The 24,378-nt window shown below is 48.9% G+C and carries 19 protein-coding genes, 2 tRNA genes and 2 pseudogenes; 9 read left to right on the top strand and 14 right to left on the bottom strand.

The features are described 5' to 3' along the window. Positions 1-3: 3 nt before the first annotated feature. Positions 4-1,125: an efflux RND transporter periplasmic adaptor subunit gene (locus DYA43_RS20155; RefSeq protein ID WP_061056064.1), complete on the bottom strand. Its 1,122-nt coding sequence runs from the start codon at positions 1,123-1,125 to the stop codon at positions 4-6. 175 nt (positions 1,126-1,300) lie between these two features. After that, a complete protein-coding gene (locus tag DYA43_RS20150) occupies positions 1,301-2,392 on the bottom strand; it encodes a ketoacyl-ACP synthase III (RefSeq protein WP_061055494.1) in 1,092 nt (363 codons plus the stop codon). A 278-nt stretch (positions 2,393-2,670) separates the two neighbouring features. Here DYA43_RS20150 and trxC point away from each other — a divergent pair, with 278 nt between their 5' ends. Together trxC and DYA43_RS20140 are read left to right on the top strand one after the other, a co-directional pair. Further along, positions 2,671-3,105 carry a thioredoxin TrxC gene (gene trxC / locus DYA43_RS20145; RefSeq protein ID WP_032082485.1) on the top strand — a complete coding sequence of 145 codons (435 nt, stop codon included), beginning with the start codon at positions 2,671-2,673 and terminating at the stop codon, positions 3,103-3,105. Between the two features lie 197 nt (positions 3,106-3,302). Further along, positions 3,303-4,457, top strand: coding sequence for an MFS transporter (locus DYA43_RS20140; protein WP_061055493.1), 1,155 nt, complete (start codon positions 3,303-3,305; stop codon positions 4,455-4,457). Between the two features lie 47 nt (positions 4,458-4,504). Here DYA43_RS20140 and DYA43_RS20135 read toward each other — a convergent pair whose 3' ends face one another. Next, positions 4,505-4,900: a nitrous oxide-stimulated promoter family protein gene (locus DYA43_RS20135; RefSeq protein WP_055452969.1), complete on the bottom strand. Its 396-nt coding sequence runs from the start codon at positions 4,898-4,900 to the stop codon at positions 4,505-4,507. A gap of 105 nt (positions 4,901-5,005) precedes the next feature. Between DYA43_RS20135 and DYA43_RS20130 the strand changes: the two genes are divergently transcribed. Continuing rightward, positions 5,006-5,185: a DUF2986 domain-containing protein gene (locus DYA43_RS20130; protein WP_025715383.1), complete on the top strand. Its 180-nt coding sequence runs from the start codon at positions 5,006-5,008 to the stop codon at positions 5,183-5,185. Here the strand turns inward: DYA43_RS20130 and DYA43_RS20125 are convergent. Next, the gene (locus DYA43_RS20125; RefSeq protein ID WP_020329212.1) at positions 5,174-5,647 is read right to left on the bottom strand and encodes a LabA-like NYN domain-containing protein; all 474 of its coding nucleotides are present in this window, start codon (positions 5,645-5,647) and stop codon (positions 5,174-5,176) included. The two genes, DYA43_RS20130 and DYA43_RS20125, sit on opposite strands and share 12 nt — an antisense overlap. Before the next feature lie 198 nt (positions 5,648-5,845). Between DYA43_RS20125 and DYA43_RS20120 the strand changes: the two genes are divergently transcribed. Then, complete coding sequence (locus DYA43_RS20120) at positions 5,846-6,283, top strand: DUF4174 domain-containing protein (RefSeq protein WP_024374671.1); 438 nt, start codon at positions 5,846-5,848, stop codon at positions 6,281-6,283. Here the strand turns inward: DYA43_RS20120 and cobA are convergent, their stop codons facing one another. The 5 genes and pseudogenes from cobA to DYA43_RS20095 form a co-directional block, all read right to left on the bottom strand. Continuing rightward, positions 6,284-7,042, bottom strand: coding sequence for a uroporphyrinogen-III C-methyltransferase (gene cobA, locus DYA43_RS20115; protein ID WP_061055492.1), 759 nt, complete (start codon positions 7,040-7,042; stop codon positions 6,284-6,286). 162 nt (positions 7,043-7,204) lie between these two features. Then, positions 7,205-8,053: a formate/nitrite transporter family protein gene (locus DYA43_RS20110; protein WP_061055491.1), complete on the bottom strand. Its 849-nt coding sequence runs from the start codon at positions 8,051-8,053 to the stop codon at positions 7,205-7,207. 149 nt (positions 8,054-8,202) lie between these two features. Further along, a complete protein-coding gene (gene nirD / locus DYA43_RS20105; protein WP_024374673.1) occupies positions 8,203-8,526 on the bottom strand; it encodes a nitrite reductase small subunit NirD in 324 nt (107 codons plus the stop codon). A 13-nt stretch (positions 8,527-8,539) separates the two neighbouring features. Beyond that, positions 8,540-11,100 (bottom strand): annotated as a pseudogene (gene nirB, locus DYA43_RS20100) (nitrite reductase large subunit NirB). Between the two features lie 275 nt (positions 11,101-11,375). Then, a complete protein-coding gene (locus DYA43_RS20095; RefSeq protein WP_020432181.1) occupies positions 11,376-11,909 on the bottom strand; it encodes a hypothetical protein in 534 nt (177 codons plus the stop codon). Between the two features lie 121 nt (positions 11,910-12,030). Between DYA43_RS20095 and DYA43_RS20090 the strand changes: the two genes are divergently transcribed. From DYA43_RS20090 to DYA43_RS20085, 3 genes are all read left to right on the top strand, one after another. Next, positions 12,031-13,197, top strand: a complete 1,167-nt coding sequence (locus DYA43_RS20090) for a winged helix-turn-helix domain-containing protein (protein ID WP_061055490.1) — start codon at positions 12,031-12,033, stop codon at positions 13,195-13,197. Positions 13,198-13,718: 521 nt separating this feature from the next. Next, positions 13,719-13,907, top strand: coding sequence for a hypothetical protein (locus DYA43_RS22930; RefSeq protein ID WP_123946145.1), 189 nt, complete (start codon positions 13,719-13,721; stop codon positions 13,905-13,907). A gap of 555 nt (positions 13,908-14,462) precedes the next feature. Further along, positions 14,463-16,082 carry a hypothetical protein gene (locus DYA43_RS20085; protein WP_061055489.1) on the top strand — a complete coding sequence of 540 codons (1,620 nt, stop codon included), beginning with the start codon at positions 14,463-14,465 and terminating at the stop codon, positions 16,080-16,082. 62 nt (positions 16,083-16,144) lie between these two features. Here the strand turns inward: DYA43_RS20085 and DYA43_RS20080 are convergent, their stop codons facing one another. After that, positions 16,145-17,956 (bottom strand): Ig-like domain-containing protein, encoded by a 1,812-nt coding sequence (locus DYA43_RS20080; protein ID WP_061055488.1) that lies wholly within the window; start codon positions 17,954-17,956, stop codon positions 16,145-16,147. 1,269 nt (positions 17,957-19,225) lie between these two features. On the opposite strand from DYA43_RS20080, the gene DYA43_RS20070 reads away from it, so the two are divergent. Continuing rightward, positions 19,226-20,809: a BCCT family transporter gene (locus tag DYA43_RS20070; protein WP_061055486.1), complete on the top strand. Its 1,584-nt coding sequence runs from the start codon at positions 19,226-19,228 to the stop codon at positions 20,807-20,809. 137 nt (positions 20,810-20,946) lie between these two features. Here the strand turns inward: DYA43_RS20070 and DYA43_RS20065 are convergent, their stop codons facing one another. The 4 genes and pseudogenes from DYA43_RS20065 to DYA43_RS20050 all read right to left on the bottom strand — a co-directional run. Then, the gene (locus DYA43_RS20065) at positions 20,947-21,390 is read right to left on the bottom strand and encodes a sulfocyanin-like copper-binding protein (RefSeq protein WP_199252483.1); all 444 of its coding nucleotides are present in this window, start codon (positions 21,388-21,390) and stop codon (positions 20,947-20,949) included. A gap of 309 nt (positions 21,391-21,699) precedes the next feature. Beyond that, positions 21,700-21,773 (bottom strand) — tRNA-Cys (locus DYA43_RS20060). Between the two features lie 21 nt (positions 21,774-21,794). Next, a tRNA-Leu gene (locus tag DYA43_RS20055) sits at positions 21,795-21,881 on the bottom strand. Positions 21,882-22,079: 198 nt separating this feature from the next. Further along, a pseudogene (locus DYA43_RS20050) lies at positions 22,080-22,337 on the bottom strand (hypothetical protein); the annotation flags it as partial. 348 nt (positions 22,338-22,685) lie between these two features. On the opposite strand from DYA43_RS20050, the gene DYA43_RS20045 reads away from it, so the two are divergent. Further along, positions 22,686-24,317 (top strand): methyl-accepting chemotaxis protein, encoded by a 1,632-nt coding sequence (locus DYA43_RS20045; RefSeq protein ID WP_061055483.1) that lies wholly within the window; start codon positions 22,686-22,688, stop codon positions 24,315-24,317. Positions 24,318-24,378: the final 61 nt, after the last annotated feature.

Raw genomic sequence — 24,378 nt, 5'->3', positions numbered from 1 at the left:
CCCTTACTCTTGTGTGGCGGCTTGCGGGCGCACGGTCAGACCATTGCGCACGCGTTGCAGACCTTGCGTAATGATCACATCCTCGGTACTCAGCCCTTCCAGAATGACCACTCCCTGCGGCAGTTGCGTGCCCAGTTCGACATTACGGCGTTCGGCAATATCACCGTCGGTCAGCACCATCACATAGTGACCTTCCAGATCCATCTGCACCGCTTTACGTGGCACGACCACCACATCGCTTGCTTGTTTACTGCGTAGCATCACTTTGACATGCTGACCGGGTAACAGACGATGCTCCGGGTTCGGCACCAGTGCGCGCATCGCAATTGTCCCGGTGTTGACGTCAATGCGGTTACTGAGAAAATCGAGCTTGCCCAGTTGCGGGTACGCCTCGCCATTTTCGAGAATAATTTGTACTTCAACCCCGTTCGCTTCGCTGCTGCCATCACCTTTGACTTTGTCGATATCAAACGTCAGGCGTTCACGTTCGCTGACGCTGAAACGGGTATGAATTGGATCGAGGCTGACCAGCGTTGTCAGCACGCCGGTCGACGGTGACAACAAATCCCCCTGACTGACCTTACTGCTGCTGATACGGCCGGTAAATGGCGCGCGAATTTCGGTATAGGAGAGACTGACCTGAGCCAGATTCAGCTGTGCCTTTGCGGCTTCCACCGCCGCTTCTGCGCCAAGCAGATTGGCGTTCAACGTATCAAATTCGGATTGAGAAATGCTGCCACGCGGCAACAGCGTTTGTGCACGTTTGAAATCCATATCGGCCTTTTTTAACCCGGCCTGAGCCTGCGCCAAGGAGGCTTTGGCACTGGCGACCTGAGCCAAAAATGAAGAGGGTTCGATGCTGTACAGCAACTGACCTTGTTGGACAATCTGGCCTTCTGCAAAGTGGCGCGCTTGCAAATAACCGGTTACCTGAGCGGTGATGGCAGTATCTTCCATCGCTTCAGCGCGGCCTATGTAGGTGGTACTCGGCTGATAGGCCAATACTTCCACAGGCTTGGTCACCACCAATGGCGAATTCGCCTGAGCAGCTTTGGGGTTCGAATCCTGACAACCGGCCAAAAGGATAACCGCCGTCATGGCAGTAAAGAGTGTGCGTTTTTTCATGACAAACCATTTCATCGATCTTGATGGGTGCAATCTATGGAATCGCTTGTGAAGAAATGTCCGAGAATTATCAGGGAAGTCAGGGCAATTGTATCAGTCTGTAAGTTCTGCAAACGGTGTGTAAAAGACAATAAAAAGGAGCGATGTACGCTCCTTTTTTAATAACCTGCTTGTATTATTCCGCTGCGTTGTGACGTTTGCAGTGCTCAATTGCATTTTCAAGCAGTTGCAATGCGGTGTGGTTACTGGCTGGCAAGGCAGCGTCGCTGGTCGCCATAGGTGTGACACGCTCACCCCACTTGATGTGGCCTGCACCCCAGGTTAAACCCGCGCCGAACGCCGCCAGCAGCAAGTTGTCGCCCGGTTTCACTTTGCCTTGTTCCAACGCTTCACACAGCGCGATAGGCACTGTCGCAGCAGAGGTATTGCCGTAATTCTGAATATTCACAAACGCTTTGCTTTGATCGATACCTGACAGGTCGCACAGCGTTTGAATAATGCGAATGTTGGCCTGATGCGGGATCACCACATCAATGTCATCTTTGCTCAGGCCACTACGCGCCAGTACCTGCTGCGCTGCTGCGCCCATGCCTTTCACTGCGCGTTTAAAGATCTCTTTGCCGACAAAATCAAACGACCAGTAACCGTTCTCTTCATCAAAACGATCCATCGCGGTACCAAATTTCGGCACCGCCAGAATATCGCGTCCAGCCGCATCACAGCCGATTTGCGCATCCTGCAGCCCCACCTGAGCTTCCGTGCGGCTCAATACTGCGGCACCTGCGCCATCACCGAACAGCACAGCGGTATCGCGTTTCGTCCAGTCAAGGTAGAACGAAAGGCGCTCAGCACCGATTACCAGCGCGTGGCGGTAGTTGCTTGCCTGAATCAGGCGGGTCGCGGTTTCCAGACCGTAAACAAAGCCGGTACAGGCGGCATTGAGGTCAAACGCCGCAGCCGCCGTAATCCCTAAGTTCTGCTGAACTTTAGAGGCAATGTTTGGAATCAGGGAATCGGGTGAACAGGTGGCCACAATGATGAGGTCGATGTCATTGGCGTCAAGGCCAGCACAAGCCAGCGCATGTTTTGCAGCCACGGTAGCAAGATCAGAGGTGTTGACGTGACTGATACGGCGATTTTCAATCCCGGTACGGGTGCGAATCCACTCGTCATTGGTGTCAAGAAACGTACCCAGATCGTCATTGGAGAGCGTCGCTGGTGGCAGGCATTTGCCCCAACCAGTAATTTCGGCATAAAACTTGGTCATTGTAATCCTGTTTTTTTGTTGTCGTTATCTATTGTAATCGCGCAACCTGCCCCCACATTTCACTGTAGAGAGAGCGATAATAAGCAGGCGAACTGCGACCTTTACAGCATCACGCGGTGCGGAAACCGACAGTTCAACGAACGTTTATATTACGCAATGGCCGAAATTATACGCTGATTTGTCCCTTAACGTTAAGGGGTATGCCCCACAACTTGCCTATGCACATCCGCACAGCGTAAGAAAGTGAGCCTAACCCAGCGCCAGATTGAGAGAAAGTGATGACCACATTTAATACCCGCTGCCCGTCATGCCACGGGCTAAACCGTGTACCGACCGAACGAATCTCCGAAAGTCCGAACTGCGGTAAATGCCAGACATCTCTTTTAGACGGAGCACCGATAGAAGGAACGGACGCGAACTTTGAGGCATTGTTGCAAAGCACTCAACCGGTAGTGGTCGATTTCTGGGCCCCGTGGTGTAACCCTTGCGTCGGCTTTGCGCCTATTTTCAGTGATGTGGCTGAAGAGCGTAAAGGCCAGGTTCGCTTCGTGAAAATCGATACCGAAAGTCAGCAGAATCTGGCAGCAAAATTTCAGATTCGCAGCATTCCAACCATTATGGTGTTCAAAAACGGTCAAAGAGTGGATGTGATCAATGGCGCGCTGCCAAAATCCCAGTTCGATCAATGGCTCAACCAAGCGTTAAATAAGTAAGCCTGTCATAAAAACAGACAATAAAGTTGGCATTATTTGCTGAATTATGCCAACTTAACCCCTCATTTCACTGCTTAGCCGATTGATAAATTTTGTTAATCGTCAAGACCATAATTTTTCGTTTTACCTTTCCATTCTTTAGTTCCATATTCGCGGCGAATTTCCCCCTGTTCTGCATCTAATTTCGAGGCTACGCCGTGAGTACGTCCGCTGTTCCTGCGCAACGCATTTCAGTGCCAGTTATTGCTTTGGCGCTGTACGCGATCGCGTCTGGCTATCTGATGAGCCTGATCCCGCTCATGCTTTCTCATTATGGACTAGAAGAATCGTTGGCCAGTTGGCTGGCGAGTGTGTTCTATGCAGGTTTACTGCTGGGCGCGATGATCATGGAACCGTTCGTTAACCGTCTGGGTCACCGGATGGCATTTATTTGGTGTTTAGCCATTCTGCTACTGTCGATTATTGCGCTGCCATCATTGCCTTACGCCTCGGCGTGGCTGATCACGCGCTTTATTGCGGGTGTTGCTGTTGCGGGCGTTTTTGTGGTGGTGGAATCTTGGCTGCTGCATGGCGATGAAACCGGCCGGGCGAAACGTCTGGGCATTTACATGGCGTCACTGTACGGCGGCACTGCTGTCGGTCAACTGGGCATTGGCGTGCTCGGTGTTTCAGGTGGCGTACCATTTATTGCCATCACTACCCTACTGCTACTGGCTTCTATTGTGCTGATTTACGGCGAATCGGATCAGCCGCCATCGCAACACTCTGAAAGTTTGTCGTGGAAGCAGATGGCCAAACTGAGCCATGCGGCCATTATCGGTTGCTTGGTATCTGGCCTGACGCTGGGCGCGATTTACGGCCTGATGCCAGTAGAACTTTCGACTCGCGGTATCAGCAATACCCATATCGGCACCTTGATGGCGTTGGTTATTCTGGGCGCGATGGCGGTACAACCTATGGTGCCTTGGCTGTCTAAATTTATGGGGCGTAAGCTGCTGATGGCGATGTTCTGCTTGATTGGCGCAGGCGCAACCGCGATGCCGCTGATTTACTCCGGCATTAACATGCTGGCAGCGGGCCTGTTTGTGCTTGGCATGGCGACATTCGCCATTTACCCTATTGCGATTAACCTTGGCTGCGACAAACTGGACGCAAGTTACATTGTGTCTGCCACGCAAGTCATGCTGTTCAGTTACAGCATCGGTTCCGTCGCAGGCCCGGTTCTGGCTGACTGGTTTATGCAAGGCACGCAAGGCCTGTTGGGCTACCTGTTTGTGACGCTGCTGGCGACGTGTATCTACATGTTGCTGTCGAGCGTAAAAACCAAACGCGAATGGGTGGCGGGCGAATAACGCCAACGCATCGAATACGGAAAAGGCAAGCTTCGGCTTGCCTTTATTCATTTCAGCTGTTGACGCTGATGACGATTGGACTGGTTCGCCGGAGGCTTGGCCGGAATCGGGCGGCGTTCATGCAGCAAGTGACGAATCGCCAGAATCGGATGATGCAGTAACATCCGCGGGCCAGCATAACGCATCACCAGACGCATCTGCTCTTTGGGCTCGGGTTTATAGCAATGAATCGGACAGCGGTTGCAGGTTGGCTTGTGCTGACCATAGGGGCAGCGATCCAGGCGCACTTCAGCGTAATTTTGTAGCGCGCGACACGCTTCGCAGAGTCCATCCTCGCCTTTGATGTCACTTGGATGATGCGCTTTGCAGTATATCTGCAGCATGCCGTGCACCGTTTTAAACTCTGTCAGCAATGCGTTGGTTAGTAGCGATGACAATGCCATTTACCCACCTTTTAAACCGATAGAAAACCTCGCGCGCAGCTGTTGAGCTTAAGGCTGAAAACAAGTAAGCTCCGCACCTCGCAACCTTGACTCCCAGAGCCAGAGATGAACCGTAAAAAGAGAATCAACCAAATTTTAAAAACGAAGCTGAAAAAGCAAAACGCTAAGCTGCACAACAGCAACAAGCCTCGTTATATTTCCAAAGCTGAACGCGCCAAGATGGAAGCGGAACAAGCGGCCGCAGAAGCAAGCACAGATGAGAGTGTCACTCCGTCAGAGGAGTAACGCTCCTTCAATCGTGACGTAGCGATTGGCGGCGTCAACCAAACTTTTCGCCGTCAATCCAGGCACACCATACACTTCAACCTGCTTGCCGTATTTATCCTGAATGCGCTTGGCCAGAATATCGAAATCCCCGTCACCAGACACCAGCACCACCGTATCCACTTCCGGCGCCAGCTCGATGGCATCTAAAGTAATGCCCACATCCCAGTCGCCTTTAGCACTGCCATCGGAACGTTGAATGTAGGGTTTCAGCATCACTTCAAAGCCGATACCACGCAAAATGTGGTGGAACTGACGCTGACGGCTGTCGTTGGACGCAATCGCATACGCATTGGCTTTAACGACCCGGCGATCTTTGGTCACCTGCTGCCAGAAATGGTTATAGTTAAAATGTTGCTGATAGCGTTCTTTGCAGGTGTAGTACACGTTCTGAACGTCCACCAAAATGGCGATAGTTTCCATAATCTTCGTCTGTGTTGCTCGGGATTGTGAACTCTGGCTCCAATGGAATCGTAAGAGTAACAATGCCTCGATGTCTTTAGGGCTTGGAGTGTGCGACCTTACCACACTATGAGCCTCAAAAGCGAAAGACGGCGCAAAATCAAAAACGATGACAACGTCATGGCCAAGGAATCTGAGCACAGAGCCACAGGAGGGCGTATGAGAAGGATTTTACTGGCACTCTGCCTAAGCTGCCTGCCGCTGATTGCGTCAGCGTATCCGCTCTATGCCCACTCTTGGTCACATCGCAGCGTGCTCTACTTTGCCCCGACTCAGGATGAGTATGTGCGTCAGTTTTTATTGGAAACCCTGATGCATGAGTGCGAGCTGGATGAGCGTGACGTTGTCACCATTATCATTACCGAAGATGGCTACAGTTACCCTGCCTGGCTCAAAGATGAATTCGATCTGCGTGACGTATTGATGGCCTATGGCGTGCCTGCGGGCAGCCACACTGCGGTGCTGGTCGGCAAAGATGGTGAAGAAAAGCTGCGGTGGGGTAAAACCACCGACTGGATAAAAGTGAAAGACACCATCGATGCCATGCCGATGCGCCAGCATGAGATGCAGCGGCAAATCAGCCGCTGCCAAATCTGATCACGCGTTAAACCATTTGAGCTTGTTGTGCAGGCTGGTCACACTACCTACCACAATCAGCGCCGGGCTCTCTGCCTGCTGTGCCAGTTGAGGCAGCGTAGCCAGTTCTCCAGTCAGGACACGTTGCTGGGTTGTAGTGCCACGTTCAATGATGGCACAAGCCGTTTCACCGCTTAGCCCTGCGTTAAGCAGCTTTTCAGTAATGTGCGGGCTCTGTTTCAAACCCATGTAAAACACCAAGGTTTGGTTGCTTTGCGCCAGACATTGCCAATTGATGGGTTGACCATCTTTCTGCAAATGACCGGTAATGAACTGCACACTTTGCGCGTGATCGCGATGCGTCAGCGGAATACCTGCGTAGGCCGTCGCCCCTGCCGCCGCGGTAATACCCGGTACCACTTCATACGCAATCTTGTTTTCAGCCAATACTTCGAGCTCTTCGCCGCCACGGCCAAAGATAAATGAATCGCCGCCTTTCAGACGCACCACATGCTTTCCTTCGCGCGCTTTGTCGACCAGAATCTGGTTGATTTGATCCTGCGGCACGCAGTGAAAATCGAGCTGCTTGCCCACATAAATGCGTTCTGCGTTTGGCGGGGCTAAATCCAGAATCGCTTGTGAAACCAAACGGTCATACACCAGCACTTGCGCCTGCTGAATCACGCGCAAACCTTTTACCGTCAGCAGATCCGGATCGCCCGGTCCGGCGCCGACCAAAGAAACAAAGCTAGAGTGTTGAGAAGTGGGATAAGTAGTCATAGCAACGCCAATCCATTCAAATTTGAGTATAAAAAGTCACCCTTTACGCCATCGGCCGCTGAATGATGACTTGTTATCGTCAAACCTAATTTGTTCTTTGCTCGCTGCGGGTTTACAGCAAGTGAGAAAAAGGCTCCGCTTTTGCGCGGAGCCTCAGCTCGATTATTTTGTGTTCAACGCAGGCTGTACGTCAACGCGTTGCTCAGCATCCAGTGCAGGTGCTGTTTTTGCGTGAGTCAGGTATAGCGGAAGTGCAGTAAACACCAGACCGCCAACGATGTTACCCAGAATGGTTGGGATCAGGTTGAAGTTCAACCAAGTCGCGATACCAAAATCAGCGCCCAGCATCATGCCCAGAGGGAACAGGAACATATTCACCACCGCGTGTTCAAACACCAACGCGAAGAAGATGAAGATTGGCAGCCACATCGCGGCAATTTTTCCTGCGACACTGCGTGCGGTCATGTTACCAATAACACCCAGACACACCATCAGGTTACACAGAATACCGCGTACAAAACAGGTGATCCAACCGTCTGCGCCCAGATTTTCAAACCCGACCGTACGAGCAGTGGCCACTTTAATGAAAGTTTGACCGACGGCGTTAGGTTCTACACTGAAGTTCATGGTCAGAGAGAGCGCAATCAAAGCCGCTACAATCAGCGAACCGATCAGGTTACCCAACCCCACCAGACCCCAGCAGCGCAGCACGCGTCCCCAAGTTACGCCCGGACGGTTGTCCAGTTTCGCCAGCGGCGCCAGGCCAAATACGCCGGTCACCAAGTCATAACCCATCAGGCTCAGAATACAAAAGCCCACCGGGAAGACCAGCGCGCCCACCAGGCCAATGCCCGTTTGCGTGATGGCAGTAATCGCTACCACAACCGCCAATGAGAGAATGATCCCTGCCATCGTACCGCGCAAAATCAAGTCGCGAGTTGACGTTTTGATTTTCGCTTCGCCAACGTCAACCATGGTTTGAACAAATTCGACTGGTTTTAATGCAGACATAAGTGTGTCCCTATCTAAAAGTGAAATTTAAAAGTGAAGATTGAATAGAGAAAGGCATCGAAAACATCACTATGAACGGGGATTGATGCGTTAAGAAACCTTTGTCTATTGAATCTGCATCCCTCCTCCGCAGAGGAGGGATTGCCTGATTACGCGGCGATTTCAACGTTACCGTTCACCACTTGGGCGCGGTACGCTTTTACACTAAAACGCTCATCTTCCAGACACAGGCCCGTGCTCAGATTAAAGCGCTGCTTCTTCAGCGGGCTTGCCACCCACAGCTCGCCTTGATGTTCACAAATCAAGCCGCGAGACAGCACATTGGACTGAAAGTACGGGTCGGTATTGCTGATCGCCAGCACCTCTTCGGCATTAGTCGGACGAAAGACCGCAACCTGCTCGCCATTCACCAGCGCACAAACGCCGGTGCCTGGAATGATGTCGTTGATGTGACAGATTTTTTCAAAAGACATAATCCACCTTCCCTTATGCTTCAGTCGCCGCGACGTGCAGAATGTCGCCTTTGGCTTGCGGATGTTTTTCAGTAAATGTCGCCGGACGATGCTGCGCACGCTCTGGTACAAACACCACGTTGTCATCACGCAGGTCTGAGTTGATAAAGTGCGCGAAGCGGGTCAATTGCGATTCATCATTGATCGTCGCAGTCCACTCACATTCATACTCGGCGACCAGTTTGGCAACGTCGGCTTCAAGCTGGTCGTTGATGCCCAGTTTGTCGTCTACAATCACTTCGCGCAGGTAGTCTACGCCACCGTCCAGATTGTCCATCCAGACTGAGGTGCGTTGCAGCGGCGCCGCTGTGCGAATGTAGAACATCATGAAACGGTCGATATATTTGATCAGTGTTTCACGGTCAAGATCACTTGCCAGCAAATCTGCGTGACGTGGTTTCATGCCGCCGTTACCACACACGTACATGTTCCAGCCAGCGTCAGTGGCGATGATGCCCAGATCTTTGCCCTGCGCTTCCGCACACTCACGCGTACAACCCGACACACCAAACTTCATCTTGTGCGGTGTACGAATGCCTTTGTAACGATTTTCAATAAATGAACCTAAACCGACAGAGTCTTGCACGCCGTAACGACACCAAGTCGAACCGACACAAGTTTTCGCCATGCGCAGTGCTTTGGCATAGGCTTGCCCGGTTTCAAATCCGGCTTCAATCAGTTTGCGCCAGATGGCTGGCAGGTCATCTTTCTGCGCACCGAACAGGCCGATACGCTGCGCGCCGGTCACTTTGGTGTACAGGTTATACTCTTCCGCCACAGCCGCGAGTGCGCCCAAGGCTTGCGGCGTCACTTCCCCCCCGCCATACGAGGGATGACCGAGTAAGTGCCGTCTTTTTGAATGTTGCCAAGGAAGTTGTCGTTGGTGTCGTGCAGCTTCACCAGTTGTGGTTTCAGAATGTGCTCGCCCCAGCAAGAGGCCAGAATTGAACCCACCAGCGGTTTACACACTTCACAGCCGTAACCTTGGCCGTGCTTTTCCAGCAGCTCATCGAAGGTTTTGATCTCTTCGATGCGAATCAGGTGGAACAGCTCTTGGCGCGAATAAGCAAAGTGGCCACACACATCGTTTTTCACTTCAATGCCTGATTTCGCCAGTTCCGCATTCAGTACCGACGTCACCAGTGGAATACAGCCACCACAACCGGTGCCAGCACCTGTCGCCGCTTTAACTTCCGCCAGGGTATGACACCCATTGGCCACCGCTTGCGCGATTTTGCCTTTGGTGACATCGAAACAAGAGCAGATCACCGCACTTTCCGGCAGCGCGTCGGCGCCCAGAGCCGGTTTCTCTGCGCCGGCATGCGCGGGCAGAATCAGTGTATCCGGATGTTTTGGCAGCTCAATTTCGTTGAGCATCAGTTGCAGCAAGTCACCGTAGTCAGAGGTGTCGCCCACCAACACAGCACCCAGCAGCTTTTTGCCGTCCTCAGACACGATGATGCGCTTGTACACTTCCTCTTCTTCGTTCTGGTAAACGTAGCTTTTACAATTTGGTGTGCGCCCGTTGGCATCGCCGATTGAGCCCACTTTCACGCCTAACAATTTCAGTTTGGCACTCATGTCTGCGCCTTCAAAACGGCTGTCGTTGCCGACGATGTGATCCACCGCGACGGTCGCCATTTTGTAACCCGGTGCGACAAGACCGAAGAATTTCTCGTTCCACGACGCACATTCGCCGATGGCGTAGATATCCGGATCCGAGGTTTGGCAATGATCGTTGATGGCGATACCACCGCGCGGCGCGATGTCCAGCCCCATTTGACGCGCCAACTTGTCTTGCGGACGAATACCGGTTGAGAACACGATGAAATCTACTTCCAGCTCAGAGCCGTCGGCAAACTTCATGGTGTTGCGCGCCGTGGTGCCTTGCGCCACGATTTCTTGCGTGTTTTTGCTGGTGTGAACCTGCACGCCCATGCGCTCAATTTTGTTACGCAGTTGCAGGCCGCCTTGCAGGTCCAGCTGCTCAGCCATCAACACAGGCGCAAATTCAATCACGTGGGTTTGCACGCCGAGCGCTTTCAGAGCGCCAGCCGCTTCAAGGCCAAGCAGACCACCGCCGACCACCACGCCGCTCTTGCTCTTCTTCGCACACGCTTCGATTTCTTTGAGATCTTCAATGGTACGGTAAACGAAACAGTCTTTGCCTTCGTTACCTTTGATTGGTGGTACGAACGGATAAGAACCTGTCGCCAGAATCAGTTTGTCGTATTGGACTTCACGACCCGCACTGGAGTAGACCGTGCGCTGCTCGCGGTTGATGTTGATCGCACGTTCACCAATGTGGACTTTGATGCCATGCTTTTCGTAGAAACCCGTTTTAACCAGCGACAGTTCTTCCGCGGTATGGTGGGAAAAATAGGAGGAAAGGTGCACACGGTCATAAGCGACGCGCGGCTCCTCACAGAAAACGGTGACGTCGAGTTCAGACGCATCCATCTTCTCCACGAGATCTTCGATATAGCGATGGCCGACCATGCCGTTACCGATGATCACTAGCTTCAACTTGCTCATACGGATTCCTAGATAATTGTCATATTTCGTTAAGCAAGATTGTTAATTATGAAAGAAAATGAATTCATGATGTAAATCAATTACAAAATCAAACTACCCTAAAGGGGTAGAAACACCATTAACAACCGATTAACAGCCTACCCATGGCGTGGAATGTAGGAAACCTCCGACAAATTGGCGGGTTCGACCTTAAATATTTACCAAAGTGAAAGTATCAGACAAAAAAATAGGCTACCCGAAGGTAGCCCATCACTCCCTGAACCCGGAGTGGCCAATCATGGCTTAGTTTTGTTTCCAACCGGAATCATGATGTGAGCATATGGGGTATCTTTCCACATCACGTAAGGGCCGCCGTTATAAGGGTCAGTACTGATCCCCTCCAGCAGTGCCCGAGGCACCACAATCATAATGTGCGGACCTTCTTCGACCCAGACTCCGCCGTCGTTAGGGTCGGTTGCTGCCGGGCTCTCATTGCTGACCAGCGCATCGCCTTGCAGCATGTATGAGAAGCCTACTTTATCGGTTTCAAACGGTTTGCCTTCCGCGGCTGCCTGAAGTAATGCCGTCCAAACCGGGTCATTACACATGGGATGCGCATCACCTTCCATCACAGGAATGCCGGGCATACAATGCCAGTGGCTACTGCCTTTGCGCAGCACCGTGCCGTCTGTGTCCATAATCGTTGCCGTTGAACTCAGATCGGTGTGCGCCGCGCTTTCCGCACGCATCACTTTTTCTTCTTCCATAGAAGCGGTGGCGAATGTCGCAACCACTGCCAGAGCACAAGCCGATAAACAAATTAGTCTCATCGGATTTCCCCCTCACTCGCTTTACATCTGTAAACATAAGCACTATTGATAAATCTATTGGTGAGAATTTGATGAGATTTCGATGGGATGCGAATGACGTTTTGCGCCGGAGGATCGGCGAATGGCGTATGAGCGAACAAAAAGCCGCGAGCCGGAACTTAATGTGTTGCACTCATTATTGAGTTCGCAACATCCTGACGTGGTTTGCCTGCACGGATTAATGGGCGTGGGCAAAAGCGCTCTTCTGGAAGACTTTGCCCGCCTCAACGACAAACGCTGCTGCAAAATTGATTGTCGTACTGACGGCAATGCCCATCGCGACAAATTCCGCAAAAGTCTGAAAAAGAGGATTCAAACTGCGGCGGCTGACACCGTGCTGCTGCTTGATCATCTGGACTGTCAGCCAGAGCTTGAAGCCTGGCTACGGTGTGAATTCCTCCCCCGAACACCACACAACACTAAGATAGTGTTTGCCCGTCGTCAGCCCCCTCATTTAAGCTGGATGACCAACAAATCGCCGCACCTGCGTTTTCGCGCGATTAAACTTGCCACACTGTCCGCTGACCACGCCTTGGCTTACTTATCATTCCTCGGTGTAGAAGAGTGTGCTGCAAGAACCATCAACAGTTTCGCTCTGGGCCATCCGACGTTGCTCAATATTCTCAGCGCCGATACCCGCGTCTTGAATGTCGAGCGCTATCCGTCCACTGAGTTGATCCATACGCTGATGCGTTATTTTTTTGCCTCCCCCGAACCGCCCGGCCTGTTAGGTGCATTGGAATGTTTGTCTTTCTTGTCACGCGCTAACGAACCCGCTTTGGCTTATCTGGCGCAACAGGACGATTGCAGCCAACTCTATCAAACCCTTTGCCACCACTGGAGTACGGAAACTCATCACGATGGCATCAGCTTAATTCCGGTACTGGGCAATATCATCAACCGCCAGCTGCAAGCGCGCGATCCGGAACGGTTTCAAACCTTATTGCATCTGAGTCAGCAATGGCAGCAACTGGATTGCCACTGGTTTGACAGCGGCGCGCGGCAGTTGAAAGTCAATCAGCACCCCATCGACCTCACCCCGTTAGAATTTGGCGTATTGAGCATTTTGTTTCACCACCAAGGCGCAGCCGTCAGCCGAAAACTGCTGCTGGAGCACGTATGGGGTATCCATTTTGAAGGCTCCAGCAATGTGGTTGACACTATTATTGTCTCCCTGCGTCGCAAACTTTGTGGTTATGCGCACTGCATCGAGACCGTTCGCGGCGTCGGTTATCGCCTTTCTGTTTAGTGCCCGCCAGACACTTTGCGAAAAGTGTTCACCATCTTCCAACCCCACACTACCCGTGCTTTTCAGCAAACAAATTTATTTTCTATTTGAGATCAATAAATTAATGCTGATTAACTCTGCCTGCATTTTTTCACTTAATCCGTGAAACGCGAAAAAGTGTAACACCTGTCACACTTTCCTCTTTTCTGACACAGTCACTGAGTTGCGTAACACTATCAACCTAACATGTTGTTTTATATTGTATTTATATGTTTCACGAAAGTCATAGCTGAGATTCAATGTGTTACACCACTTGTAACGGTGAACACATGCCGAAGTCGCAATGTGTCTATTTTTTAATGAGTTAGCGACAGGAGCACTTCTTGCTGTATTTCCCGCATCCGACTTATCGGCAGGAGTGTTTCAAAAGCAATCAGCAGTCAGGCATTTGAATCGGATCAGACGTTATATCACCTGTCTCTAAGCCGTGTAACAAAAAGCGCGACTTGCTCAACGTCGCTGACTCTTTAGGAGATAAAGTCATGAAAAGTATGAATATTAAAGCTCTTTTTCTTGCAGCAGCGCTGGCTGTTTCAAGCATAGGTGTTAGCTTTGCAGCCACTTCAAATAATGCAAACCAAACACCAGCCGGAGCCAATACCATTATCACTATGCCGTCTACCTCTTACAGACCATGTGATGATCCTGATACCTGCCGTGATCTTGGATAATGGTTTGCGAATATTCTGTGGCTGTATTCCCCACGAATTTGCAAATATCATTAATTAGCGATCACTAATTAACAGCTTCAGCTGTTCCAATCCTGTGTGCTATGTTGGTCAACACCTTCATGACACGCAGGATTATTTTTTTCCTCCACGTTTTTTCTCGAAAAATATTTTTATCATCTCTCCATTCAACTTATTTCAACGCCGATTTTTCGGACTTTTAAAATCGCACTCCATTAAATCAGCTGACATTCATTATGCATGTGTTCACCTGTAAACCAGCTGAACAGGATGATTAACACTTTTTAAATCAATGAAAAATATAAATAAATTTCCAAACACAATACAAAGTGTTTAATTCAGTGTTCAATATTTTTCCATCAAAACCGTAAACTCAATAAATATCAATCGCTTGCAGTTCGGTTTATTTCTTGCTTTATGCCACACCAAGCAAACGAGAGTACTAAAACTCCCATTGTGATTTGATTCAGCAAATCCTGATTATCTTCGATAACAGGTAAAGGTCCGGATCTTTAACTTTAAAAAGGAGTGATTAAGATGGACTTTAGTAAATTTAAACTCGCGATACGCACGCTGTGTTTGGGGGTGATTCTTGGCTTCTTCACTACGCCTGTATTCGCGGTTCACGACGAAGATGTTTTCGAATTGGATGGTAACGCTGTAGATGCAGCGGGCACCGCCGGCGATGACTGGAGCAACATCTACAACGATACCGATTCAGCCAATGTGACAACCGGTATTATTGCCGACCCTTCTCCAAAATCGATATTTACCGGTGGTCGAAAAGACATTCAAGATGTGCCCCAATGGAGCCACAAAGACGGTTCTGTACCGGATAAAGATGATCTGACCAATGCATACGCCGCTGCCTATGGTGTCGATAATGGCGCGGGTGGCGAAGATCTCATCATCTACTTTGGTGCTGACCGTTTTTCCAATGTCGGTGATGCCTTCATGGGCTTCTGGTTCTTCCAGGATGAAGTGGTTGCACAAAGTGACGGTTCCTTCTCAGGTGTCCACACTATTGGCGACGTACTGATTCTGGTTGATTACCCTCAAGGTGCGAATGAAGTGCCATACATCGCCGTTGTGCTGTGGGATCCAAGCTGTTCAAAAGCGGATAGCAATGACCCAATGCCTGGCGATTGTGCAGCATCAAACTTACGTCTGAAACTTGAATCTGACGGTGCTCATCCTGCTGAATGTGGCGCGCAAGCTGGTGACTTAGCGTGTGCAACTACCAACAGTGGTGATGAAACCTCTCCTTGGTCATACACACCAAAAGCAGGTTCACCAAATGTATTTCCATATGAAAGCTTTTATGAAGGTGGTATTAACATCACTCAACTGCTAAACGGTACTGACACCTGTTTCAGTAGCTTTATGGCAGAAACCCGCTCTTCAAGTTCATTTACCGCATCACTGAAAGACTTTGTGTTGGGTAAATTCTCGTTGTGCGGCATGGAAATGGTGAAAACCTGTCCAACAGGCGCACTGTCTCCATCTGGTGACTCCATCATCTACGACTATGAAATCAAAGTAACCAATACAGGTTTCGGTTCTTTGTATGACATTAACGTAGAAGACGTGACTGCCGGTGATACTTTCTATACACCTTCTTTGGCGGCTGGCGCGACTGAAACCTACACGGGCTCCTTTGTGTCACTCATCAACGGGGTTGAAAACGTCGCAACGGCAACTGCGGCGCTGAAAACAGGCGGCGATCCAATACTGTCGAAATCTGATTCCGATGACTGTCCACCTCTGAACCCTCCGGGCTCATTAAGCATTACCAAAAACTGTACAACTTATGTTGAACAGAATGGTTCTGGCGCGTATGGCCTACGAGTCAAATTCGCAGGTGAAGTATGTAATGACAGCGCTGTGAAAATGAATGGCGTTGCGATCACAGAAACACATGATGGTACGGATCAAGTCATTAGTATCGGTACGCTGGCACCATATGCGTGTATGCCATACTCTGACGACTATGTCCCAGTCCCTGGAACCGATGTCGCGGGTGGCCCGGTATTGGCACATGATGTACGTACCTTCAAAGATACGGTTATCGCAGAAGGTGTGAACGCGATTACTGGTCAAACTGTCGATACCGGTTTACCAGTAGAAGCAAGCTGTCCATTGTGTCCAGCGGATTAACACTCTCCGCGTGATGATGCGCAATAAAACAAAAATCCACCTCTAAGAGGTGGATTTTTTCGTTACTTGTTTTTGCCTTTGCCCGGCGAACCGCCAGTACCAGAAGACGAAGACTGTAGAGTCACGTTTACCGTCGCCGTTGAAGTACCATTGCCATCGCTGATGGTGTAGGTAAAGCTGTCACTGCTTTTGAAGCGCTTACCCGGTGTGTACTGAATTGAACCATCAGACAACACTTTTGCCGTCCCTTTGCTTGGTGCCGTTACAGAAATCGTCACACTTGCGCCCGCATCAACCACATCGTTCCCCAGAACATTGATATCCACGGTCGTCAGTGAACTCATCGTTACCGCATCATCAACCGCGGTGATATCCGAAATCGTAGAACTGTCAGTGATCACCGTGTAAGACGACTGAGTTGCCGCGCTGTACGAGGTGTCCTGGGTATCTGTTGCAGCAAACGAGATAGTGTAGTCACCGGCTTGCGCTTGTTGAGATGACGTCACCGCCACCACCACTTGGCCTGTTTCACCAGCGCCCAGAGAAACCGTTTGTTGATCCGCGGTCCAGCCTGAAGCCACTTGAGCCGTCACCGCAAAATCCAGCGTGCCACACTCTGCACTCGCATTATTGGTCACTGACAACTGGTAGTTAACGGTAGAACCTGCGTTTGCAGAGCTGTCACCCACTGCCGTCGCCGTTACCGTCGGCGCTGCCATTTCACAGACCGCTGGCGATACATTACCAGAATCCGAACCTGACATTGACACATAGATATCTGCCACACCGTTCGCGGCGCTGGTCAGGTTGATTGAGATACCAGAGCTTGGGTCGGTGAATGTCGCACCAACAGGAAGCGCTGTGTCTTTCCAGTCTTTGCGGCCATAAACCTGGCTGTAATCCGAATCCGGCTTCATATGCAGCATATAGCTATAGTCACCGTTTTCCTGAGCAAGACGCACAATCACACCATCGGTGACATCACCGCGGTAAAGCAGATAAGAACGACTGGCAAGGAACTCGTCGTAACCTTGTGCCTGACGGTATTCAATGTAGAACCACTCATTCAAGCCCGTTTGTGGGTTGACGCCACGAGGGATCTTCAGCGCAATGTTTTGCTGACTATCTTGAGATTCGTAAGCCGCAATCTCGTACAGACCATCTTTTGAGGCGGTCAGCACTTTAGGCGAAGCGGAATCGTTGATCCAGCCCATACGTTCTTTATAGAAGGTATTGATGTAACCCAGATCCGGGTCGCCCATCACGTCGTAAGAATCGCCATATTCAATGGTGCTGCAGCTTGAAGAAAGGCTTGTGTCGCCACAGTCCATCGCTCGCGCGTGCATCAAACCTAAGTTGTGTCCGAATTCATGCGCGATGATCTTGGCAGACAATGTACCGTCGATATAAGCGCGGCTAGGGAAGGTTTTACCCGTAGTTGCGGAACCGCCGCCGCCACAGCCAGACTGAGTCATGATATAAATCACGCGCTGATAATCAGCAATCGTGATGCCTTGTGCTTCCGCCATTTTATCGGCTTCCGCCTGAACTGTCGGGTAGTCACACACCTGATTTGAAACCGGCAGGGTGTACCAACCGACCACCTGACCTGCCAGCCAGGTTTTTCCGTAAGAGTTTTCCTTGTAAAAATCGTTCACTTCACCAAAGACCAGATCTGTCGCTTCACTCACCGAAATCGGCTGATCATTCGGGTCTTCCTGGAAGTTCAACAACATCACCAGAGTGTCTTGCTGGCCTGTTGTACTACCTGCTGCATACGCGAATGAAGTGTGTTGCACAGATACCAAAAGAAACATCATTAAATAGAAGGCTTTACCTAAGCCAAACTTACTTAAATTAATCTTTGATGCCATTTTTTTACCCAATAAAGTACAGAAATTTTTCACAAAAAAGCCCGTTCCCGCAGCGAGAATCTGCAGAACCTAGAACAATAAAGTTTTATCTATGGTTAAATAATAATGTTTAAATTCTATTTATATTCAACCATGGTCACATCAATCAATCACTATTAAATTAAATTTAGCGATAAATCGGTGACGAGATAATTAATCAGAGCCAACAATCGAGCGAGAATACTAGCAAATACACTGATTAAATTTCAACCAACAAAAACTAATAAATTTAACTTTTTTGAAAACAACATATAAATCATCAAGATAAAAATGATAATAATTTGTTGGTTGAAACTTTATAATCCGAATGAAAAATTAGACTAACAGCTCGAAGAAAGACAACATTCCTTTGTCATTAATATCATATTCATCATAAAGTTAATCACAAAATGACATAAGTTTGACACTTTTATAAAAACGTCAAATAACCATCACTAGAAACATTAATTTAACATCTCAACCCAGAAAAATGATGACTAACCTATGGCAAAAAATAAATAAAAAAATAGAACACACATTATATTCCAAGTTTAATTATATATTTGAAAGAAAATATTATCGTTAATTTATAAAATATATAATAAATACAATGACAGATTAAAAAATAAATAGTGTCGGGATAATTTAATATATGAATTATGATAATTTATCATACTGTTTTTAGTGCCAATTTACCCGTAGCACTATTTTATTCCATCGTTTTAGAGTCATAGATAACTCACCTAATCTACGAAGTCGATTAGGCGTTACCCATAACAAGAGTGAACAAAAAATAGCCAATCATTTCGATTTTGTTGACGAATAATGCCCTTATGTCGGATGGGTAATTAGCGACTCAAATCGGACAAAACCCTGACAAACATTTCCCCCAATAGACTGTGACGAAGATCAAACGATTTACTGCGGCAACGAACCCGTCAAGAAAAGAGGCAGTGTATCTCCCTACCGAATACCATTCCTTAAAGAGAAATGTTCTGAGGCCAGAGGTTTCCGAAGAAACCCACACATCATAATATTTCGTACACAACACTTTCCTGCTTTTCTGATGACATCAATCACAATCAAGAAAACGAGATTAAACGCCTTAATTTGACTTGTGCGTTCGTTTTTCGTTACCATTCCCATCACAAAATTTCATTCGTACACAAATCAATTTTGATTTTGGCGAACTAGAACCGTACGGATTAAGTCAACCACTTAACGAGTACACAAAACATTTTGAGCGATTTTATGGAAGATGCTTTAAAGAAATACAGTATAGAAACGACTGACTATCAGGTCGGTCAGGACAACATTCAGAAATGGGGCTTTGACGTCCACAACCCAGTGTTCGGGATCAGCGCGGGATTAATCATTCTGTTTCTGGCATCATTACTGGTCGTCGATCCAGTGACGGCCAAAGATGCCCTAAATACTCTCAAGAACGGTATCATCGAAGACTTTGATGTGTTCTTTATGTGGGCCACCAACTTTTTCTTACTCTTCACTTTTGCGTTGATGGTTTCCCCTTTCGGTAAAATCCGCATCGGTGGTAAAGATGCCGTTCCGGATCACTCACGCGTATCATGGCTGTCTATGCTTTTTGCCGCGGGTATGGGTATTGGTCTACTGTTCTGGAGTGTGGCAGAGCCTACCGCCTACTACACCGACTGGTGGGGAACACCACTTAATGTCGAGGCGTATACGCCAGAAGCGAAGTCATTGGCGATGGGGGCGACCATGTTCCACTGGGGAATTCATGGCTGGGCCATCTACGCTATTGTGGCGCTCGCGTTGGCATTCTTTGCTTTCAATAAAGGCCTGCCGCTGTCGATCCGCAGCGTGTTCTACCCGGTTTTCGGCGATCGTGCCTGGGGCTGGCTTGGTCACGCTATTGATATTATGGCGGTACTGGCGACGCTGTTTGGCCTTGCAACCTCACTGGGACTCGGTGCACAGCAGGCTACCAGCGGCATCAATTACATTTTCGGTACCGATGGTGGTATCGGAATGCAACTCGCCGTGATTGTGTTTGTCACTTTAATCGCAATCATTTCGGTCATTCGTGGTATTGATGGCGGCGTAAAAGTGCTGAGTAACATCAACATGGCCTTTGCTTTCGCACTGCTCATCTTCATTATCGCGGTTACCTTTGACACTGCCATCAGCTCAATTCCGGATACCTTTATGGCGTACGCGCAAAACATCATTGGTTTGAGCAACCCACACGGCCGAGAAGATGAAGTGTGGATGCATGGCTGGACTGTGTTCTACTGGGCATGGTGGATTTCATGGTCACCATTTGTCGGTATGTTTATCGCTCGTGTTTCACGTGGCCGCACTGTGCGAGAGTTTCTGTGCGCGGTCGTGTTTATTCCGACACTGCTGACACTGATTTGGATGGCGGTATTTGGTGGCATTGCTCTGGATCAAGTGGCGAATAAAGTCGGCGAACTGGGCGCTCATGGTCTGACCGATATCTCGCTCACCCTGTTTCATGTCTACGACCAGTTGCCGTTTGGCAGTGCAATTTCGATGATCTCGATTGTCCTGATTCTGATCTTCTTTATTACCTCATCCGATTCCGGTTCGCTGGTCATAGACAGCATTACGGCGGGCGGTAAGGTCGATGCACCGATTCCTCAGCGCATTTTCTGGGCCAGTGTTGAAGGTGCTATCGCGGCAGTTATGCTTTGGATTGGTGGTAAAGAAGCGCTGCAGGCTTTGCAGTCTGGAGTGGTTGCCACGGCATTGCCGTTCAGCTTTGTACTATTGTTGATGTGTGTCAGTTTGATCAAAGGTCTGCGAACCGAACAAGCGCTCTATCAGCAGTAGGAAAATAAAAAGGTCAGCTTGGGCTGGCCTTTTTTGTGCCCACATCACTGAGATCTTGGTCGGCACGCGATCACACTGGTGTAGCAACCATCGAACAATAGAACAAGTTCCCCCTCACCCATTGTGTCGTGACGCTCTTACTTGCCCATTTTGGGTTCCACGATAAATGGGGTGAACATACCCATTTCATAGTGCCCAGGTATGTTACACAGCAGCAAGTACTTACCTGGTTTCAGGTTGACCGTCAGTGAACCAGACTGACCCGGTTCGAGTTCAGACACTTCGCCAAAGTCCTGTACTTTATCTTCAATCACGCGCGCTTCATTCGTTTGATAAGGCAAGCTTTCATGAAAATTGTTGACCTTAACCACCAACATTTCATGCACCATGGTCTTAGAACTGTTAATCACTTCAAAAGACACTGAACCTTCAACAACGCTGGGCACATCTAATTTAATCCCCATGACGCCCATTTGATCCCACAGATCAGCATGAACAACCTGAGCAGACATACTGGCAGCCGGAACTTGAGCCGCCATGACAACCGTGGCAAATGCGGCCATTCTTAGTAAATTTTTCACAATAATCTCTCCTGTTTATTGATCTAAAAAACCACCACGTGCTTATTCCAGAAAGAGTTAACCCGACAATTCGGATTAATTTGTTACAACTTGTTACATTATAGTTCTCGCGCTGCAAGATGACGGAACATCGAGCGCAATTCCTTTCTGCATAGACGCATAAGTAAGCTGGAGAACAACCCATCGTTAGAAATGAAGACAACAAAGCGCAGAGCGTCATCGCATTGAAGTAATGCACATATCAAAGAGAGATAAGAAAATCGTGAGAGGCAAAAACAAAAAAACCAGCAAAGTGCTGGTTAGAAAGAATGGAGGCGCGTCCCGGAGTCGAACCGAGGTTCACGGATTTGCAATCCGCTGCATGGCCACTCTGCCAACGCGCCTCAATGGATGGTTTTTGTTGATGGTGCCCCGGGCCGGACTTGAACCGGCACGACTCGAAAGTCGAGGGATTTTAAATCCCTTGTGTCTACCAATTTCACCACCAGGGCAACGCAATCATGCGATGGTAACACCATCCGTTCCGGCGACATCATCGCGGGAACGGGGCGTACTTTAACGGATTGAGTTTTCAGGTCAACAAAATAATTCATATTTATCAACTGAATGAGCAACAAACGCTCCACGCGGTATGTTTTGCGCCCAATCCGGATAATGATTGGGCGCAACTATCGGTGTGACGGGACTTGTTAGAACTTCACTTGGTAGTTGAGTGTGTAGGTACGACCGCGGCCTTTGTAGTCATACGCGGCGGCGTCATCTTCCAAACCGTCGTCGCCTTTGACTTCAGAAATAACATAGTGACCCGACGCGCCCAGCTGAATGTTTTCGTGTACCCAATAGGACGCGAGGGCTTCCAAACCATAAACGCGTTTTTTATCTTCAATTTCTTCAATCAGCATGGTGGTTTTGTTGTAGGTCACCGATTTATCCGATTGAGAAAAAAACATCTTTTCCACGCATTCGTTTGCGCGATTTAAAAATATCTATGCAATGAACAACCTAACCATTTAGGGTTAGAAGTGCCGTTAAAGAATAAATAAACGAAGGACGAAATGAATTGAAATTAACACTAATTCTACATAGTCAGAATTATGGCTGCGTCAAAATGGCGTGTTCGAAATCTGTATTAAATTATTGACATAATTTATTTTAATTTTAATCCAATATCCTTATCGAAAATTTAGTCAATAAGTGTTAACTTGCGCGCCTTGCGGTAAAAATACGGATCAAAATTACATATACGGATATGGTTTACTTTGTAGTAAAAATAAAAAATCAAGGTATATCAACATATGTTTATCAAGAATCTTTCCATTGCGAAAAAGATTTCTTTTTCCTTTCTGATCATAGCATTAATTAATATCGCCTTTGGCGTATTTTTGTCTTCTGAGCTCAAGAACATTAAAGCAGAGCTCCTCAACTACACCGATGACACCCTGCCAGCAGTAGAACGTGTAGATTCTATTCGCGATGATCTTTCTCGCTGGAGACGTTCACAGTTTGTCGCTTATACATTAGATAATGCTGATAAAATAAATAATCAAATTACAAGTAATATTCGTAAACGAAATGAAATCGCTCGCGAATTAGAAGCTTATGGAAAAACCGTATGGCCGGGAGAAGAAGAGCAAACGTTTAAACGAATCATGCGTAACTGGGAAATTTATCTCGGTACGATGGATCAATATAACGCCGCTATGTTAGCCAACGATAAAATCAAAGCACAACCTATTCTTTCTTCATCTTTATCTGCTTTCGAAGACGTTGACTCTGAGCTGGGCGAACTGATCCTGGTTCTTAAGAAGGCCATGGAAGACAATAAGCGTCATATTCTTACCTCGGTAAATGACTTAAGTACTTCTTCTATTGGCAGCAACGTCATCATTCTGCTCATCATGGTAGCCATGACTTATGTCTTGACGCGTCTGATCTGCGGCCCATTGAAGTTGGTGGTGGCGCAAGCGAACGCCATTGCAACTGGTGATCTGTCCAGTGATCTTGACCGTCAGGCCATCGGTAACGATGAACTGGGTGAACTGGCCAATGCCACCAGCAAGATGCAAGATGATTTGCGTCAGGTGATCGACAACGTCATCGCGGCTGTCACACAACTGAGCAGCGCAGTGGAAGAGATGACGCAAATCTCTGATCTGTCGGCTTCTGGCATGAAAGATCAGCAGCTACAAATCACCCATATCGCCACAGCGATGACCGAGATGAAAGCGGCGGTCGCGGATGTTGCACGCAACACCGAAGAGTCGGCCAGCCAGGCCAGTGAAGCCAATGAGCGCACACAACACGGCGTGCGTGAAACGCAGCACATGGTCGATACCATTGAAGACGTGGCGAACGTGATCGGCAATGCCGGTGACACCGTGACCGAGCTGGAACTGCAATCAAGCAAGATCAACGTGATTGTGGACGTGATTCGCGACATCGCAGACCAAACCAACCTGTTGGCGTTGAACGCCGCAATTGAAGCCGCGCGTGCGGGTGAATCAGGCCGTGGTTTTGCTGTGGTGGCCGATGAAGTTCGTACACTGGCGGGACGCACTCAGCAATCGACCAGCGAAATCACCACCATTATCGAGCAGCTGCAATCTCTGGCAAAAGATGCCAAGTCAGCGACCGAATTGTCACGCACCAGCATTACTGGTTGCGCGCAACAAGGCCTGCAATCGAAACAACTGATGGGCGAGATCGAACGTTCTATCGCCGATATCTCTGACATGGGTAGCCAAATCGCGACCGCCTGTAACCAACAAGATTCGGTTGCTGAAGAACTGAGCCGCAGTATCGAGAACATTCACTTTGCTTCACAGGAAGTCGCGCAAGGTTCACAGCAAACGGCGCAAGCATGTCGTGAGCTGAGCCAACTTTCTGTGTCACTTCAGGATGTAATGGGACGCTTTAAACTGCATTAATCTGTCTGGCACTCCTCACGGAGTGCCGACCCCAACGCTTTCTGAATCTTATCTCTACCCT

This window comes from Vibrio fluvialis (assembly GCF_900460245.1).
In the GTDB taxonomy this organism is placed as follows: Bacteria; Pseudomonadota; Gammaproteobacteria; order Enterobacterales; family Vibrionaceae; genus Vibrio; species Vibrio fluvialis.
Note: the sequence above shows the minus strand (reverse complement) of the source record. Positions and strands in the feature narration are given on the sequence as shown.